Origin of the sequence: Streptomyces sp. NPDC017890, from assembly GCF_044328675.1 — a bacterium.
GTDB lineage: Bacteria > Actinomycetota > Actinomycetes > Streptomycetales > Streptomycetaceae > Streptomyces.
This window is the reverse complement of the sequence record NZ_JBIRHU010000071.1, coordinates 1-4618: the sequence shown is the minus strand read 5'-3', so window position 1 is coordinate 4618 and position 4618 is coordinate 1. Positions and strand designations below refer to the sequence as shown.

Annotated in this window: 2 protein-coding genes; both read right to left on the bottom strand. The window is 72.2% G+C overall.

What is annotated here, in order from left to right; translation table 11 throughout:
* Window positions 1-1370: type I polyketide synthase (locus ACH4F2_RS35085; protein ID WP_398136732.1), on the bottom strand; the 1370-nt coding region annotated here is incomplete at its 3' end.
* Window positions 1371-1417: 47 nt separating this feature from the next.
* Window positions 1418-4618: SDR family NAD(P)-dependent oxidoreductase (locus ACH4F2_RS35080; RefSeq protein WP_398136731.1), on the bottom strand; the 3201-nt coding region annotated here is incomplete at its 5' end.

The following is a 4618-nucleotide window of genomic DNA, read 5'->3' as shown; positions in this document are numbered from 1 at the left end:
AGGATCACGTGCGCGTTGGTGCCGCTCACACCGAACGCGGACACACCGGCCCGCCGCGGCCTGTCGTTCTCGGGCCAGTCCGTCCGCTCCGTGAGCAACTCCACGGCACCGGAGGCCCAGTCGACGTGCGGGGTGGGCTCGTCCACGTGCAGGGTCTGCGGCAGCACTCCGTGCTGCATCGCCATGACCATCTTGATGACGCCGGCGACGCCGGCGGCGGCCTGGGTGTGGCCGATGTTGGACTTGACCGAGCCGAGCAGCAGCGGCCGACCGGTGTCGCGGTCCTGGCCGTAGGTGGCGAGGAGCGCCTGCGCCTCGATGGGGTCGCCCAGCGTCGTGCCCGTGCCGTGGGCCTCCACCGCGTCGACGTCCGAGGCCGCCAGCCCGGCGTTCGACAACGCTGCCCGGATGACCCGCTGCTGTGAAGGGCCGTTGGGCGCGGTCAGCCCGTTGGAGGCGCCGTCCTGGTTGACGGCGGAGCCCCGGACCACGGCCAGCACCTGATGCCCGTTCCGCACGGCGTCGGACAGCCGCTCCACCAGCAGCATGCCGACACCCTCACCCCACCCCGTACCGTCCGCCGCCGCCGCGAAGGACTTGCAGCGGCCGTCCGCCGCGAGCCCCCGCTGACGGGAGAACTGGACGAACGTACCCGGCGTCGCCATGACGGTCACGCCGCCGGCGAGCGCCAGCGAGCACTCGCCCGCCCGCAGCGCCTGGACCGCGAGGTGCAGGGCGACGAGCGAGGACGAGCACGCCGTGTCCACCGTCACCGCCGGACCTTCCAGCCCGAACGTGTAGGACACCCGGCCCGAGGCGACGCTCGCCGCACTGCCGATACCGGAATACCCCTCGAGCTCGTCCGGCACGGAGGGCAGTCGCGAGATGTAGTCGGAGTACATCAACCCGGCGAACACGCCGGTACGGCTGCCCCTGACCGAGGAGGCCGGGATGCCCGCCCGTTCGAAGACCTCCCAGGACGCCTCGAGCAGCAGCCGCTGCTGCGGGTCCATCGCCAGTGCCTCACGCGGCGAGATACCGAACAGGCCGGGGTCGAAGTCGGCGGCGTCATGGACGAACGCGCCCTCCCGGGCGTACGAGCGCCCCGCGCGGTCGGGGTCCGGGTCGTACACGCCGGCCAGGTCCCAGCCGCGGTCGGCCGGGAAGCCGCCCACCGCGTCCACCGCCGAGTCGGCCAGCCGCCACAGGTCTTCCGGTGACGCGGCACCACCCGGGAAGCGGCAGCTCATCCCGACGATCGCGATCGGTTCCCGGCTCTTCGCCTCGACGTCGCTGAGACGCTGCCGAGTCTGACGAAGGTCGGAGGTGAGCTTCTTCAGGTACGCGAGGACCTTCTCGTCGTTCGACATCTGTTCGCCGTTCCCCTCGATGACTACTGGTCGGTCGTTCGTGTCGGTCATGACCCATCGAGTTCCTGGTCGATGATGCCGAACATGTCTTCCAATGAGGCGGAGTCCAGGTCCTGCCCCGCCGGGTCCGCCTGCGTGGGCCGTCGCAGGTCCGCCCACATCGCGACGATGGACTCCATGCGTTCCGACAGCCGCTCGTGCAAGGTGGCGTCCGTGGCCATGGCGGAGATCACGGAAGCCACCCTGTCCAGCTGCCGGAGCTGTGCTGCGACCGGATCGGCCGCCTCCGGTGCCACCCGTGTGAGCAGGTACGCACCCAGCGCAGCCGGTGTCGGGTAGTCGAAGACGGCTGTCGCGGGCAACCGGACGCCGGTTGCGGCCGTGAGCCGGTTGCGCAGGTCGACCGCGGTCAGCGAGTCGAAGCCGGCCTCCTGGAACGTCCGCGTCGTGTCCACCGCCCGCGTGTCGGCGTACCGGAGCACCGCCGCGACCTGCCGGCGGACCAGTTCCAGCACGGCCTGGCTCTGTTCCGCCGCCGACAGCTCCGTCAGACGGCGCCGCAGTGAGGCCCCGCCGTCACCGCTCTCAGCAGCCTTCCGTACCGGTACCGCCGGCGCGAGGCCACGCAGTACGGGCGGTACGGAACCGGCCGCGGCCAGCGCCCCGACGTCCAACGGGCTCGCCACGAGGACGGCGTCGGCGCTGCGGCACGCGGTGTCGAACAGCTCCAGCCCTTGCCGTACCGGCAGAGGTGCCGTTCCCTGGCCGCGCAGCCGGGCCAGGTCCTCGTCGGACAGGTGCGTGGTCAGCCCGCTGCGTTGCTCCCAGAAGCCCCAGGCGACGGACACCGCCGTACGCCCCTGAGCCCGGCGGTGGGTCGCCAGCGCGTCGAGGAAGGCGTTCGCGGCGGCGTAGTTGGCCTGGCCGGCGTTGCCCAGCACCCCTACGGCGGAGGAGAACAGGACGAAGGCGTCCAGTTCGAGCTCACGCGTCAGTTCGTGGAGGTGCCATGCCGCGTCCGCCTTGGGCCACAGGACCGCGTCGACCTGGTCGGGGGCCAGTGAACCGATCACCCCGTCGGCTACCGCACCGGCCGTGTGCACGACCGCCCGCAGCTCCGGAAGGGTGTCCAGCAGACCGGCGAGGGCGGCACGGTCACCGACGTCACACGCGGCCAGCCGGACGCGGGCGCCCAACGCCTCCAGCTCGGCCGCCAGTTCCCCGGCCCCGGGCGCCTCGGGGCCGCCGCGGCCGGCCAGCACCAGATCCCGGGCACCGTGCTCGGACACCAGGTGCCGGGCGACCAGCCCGCCGAGAGTCCCGGTGCCACCGGTGATGAGCACCGTGCCCCGGTCCCACACGGCTGTGTCCCCGTCGGGGACGGACGCCGGAGCAAGCCGGGGTACCAGCGCCTTGCCCGCCCGCAACGCCACGTCCGGTTCCCCCGCCGCGAGTACCGCGGGCAGTACACCGAGGTCCGAGGCGTCATGGTCGACGACCACGATCCGGTCGGGATGTTCCAACTGGGCGCTGCGCAGCAGGCCCCTCACTGCCGCACCGGCCAGGTCCTCCACGTCGTCGTCGGAGGACGTGGCCGCGGCACGGTGCGTCAGTACCACGAGACGGGTGTCGGCGAACCGGTCGTCCGCCAGCCACTCCTGGGTCAGGCGCAGCATCTGGTGCAGGGCGATCGCGGTCGCCGCCGTGGCCGACGCGTCACGGACGTCGTGCGAACACGGCACCAGCAGCACGTCCGGCACCCGCTCCAGCGCGTCCAGGCCATGGGCGAGCTCCAGCGACACTCCGGCCGCCTCCAGTGCGGACGTCAACTTCAGCTCGTCGCCACGGCCGCCCAACAGCGCCCAGGGAGCGGGCGTTCCGGGTCCGGAACCCGGGACGTCGGGGGCGGCGGGCAGGGGCACTTCGGTCCAGGCCAGGCGGAACAGCGCGTCGGTCTGCCGACCGCCGACCCGCAGCGGGCGCTGCCCGGACAGCGGCCGCATCACCAGTGAGTCGACGGACAGTACCGGTTCACCGACCGCGTCGGCGATCCGCACCGTCACGGCGTCCGTACCGGCGGACCGCAGGGCGACCCGCACCGTGGACGCCCCCACGGAGTGCAGGCTCACACCGTTCCAGACGAAGGGGAGGTACCCCTGGCCGGGCTCGGAGACGAAGTCACCCAGAGCGATGCCGTGCAGGGCGGCGTCGAGCAACGCCGGATGAACCGAACAGCGCGCCGCATCCCCCCACACGCCCTCGGGCAACGCCACCTCCAGGAACACCTCGTCCCCGCGGACCCAGGCCGCGCGCAGACCCTGGAAGGACGCGCCGTACCGGTAGCCCCGGTCGGCCATCCCCCCGTACACCTCGTCGACGCCGACCTGCTCGGCATCGTCCGGCGGCCAGGCCCGGAGGTCGTCCGACCCCGCCGCGTCCGCGGCAGCGCCCGTGCGGAGGACTCCGCCGGCATGACGCGTCCAGTCGTCGTCACGTCGGGAATACACCCCGATCTCCCGGTGGCCGGACTCGTCCGCTCCGCCGACCGACACCTGGAGTTGCACGGTCTCGTGCTCGGGAAGCACCAGCGGTTCGTGCAGCGTCAGTTCGTCGAGGATGTCACAGCCGACCCGGGCACCCGCCTGCAACGCGAGCTCCACGAACGCGGAGCCCGGCAGGAGCACCACGTCCTGTACCGCGTGGTCCGCCAGCCACGGTTGACCGGCGAGTGACAGCGCACCGGTGAGCACGCAGCCGTCCGAACCGGGGAGCGGAACCGCCGCGCCCAGCAACGGGTGATCGACTCCTCCCAGGCCCAGCCCGGACGCGTCACCCGCGCCCCGCGCCGGCTCCAGCCAGTACCGCTCGCGCTGGAAGGCGTAGGTCGGCAGGTCCACCCGACGGGCACCCGTTCCCTGGAACACGGCCCGCCAGTCCACCTCCGCTCCGGCGACCGAAACCTCCGCCAGCGACCGCAGGAACCGTCGGACGTCGCCTTCGCCGCGACGGAGGGAGCCAGTGACGACGGCACGAACGGCACCGGTGGTGTCGGCGGCTTCGATGGTGTCGTTGATGCCGATGGTGAGGACGGGATGCGGGCTGGTTTCGACGAAGACGGTGTGGCCGTGGTTGAGGAGGGTGTGGATGGTGGTTTGGAAGTCGACGGTGTGGCGGAGGTTGCGGTACCAGTAGGCGGCGTCGAGTTCGGTGGTGTCGGTGAGGGTGCCGGTGACGGTGGAGTAGAAGGG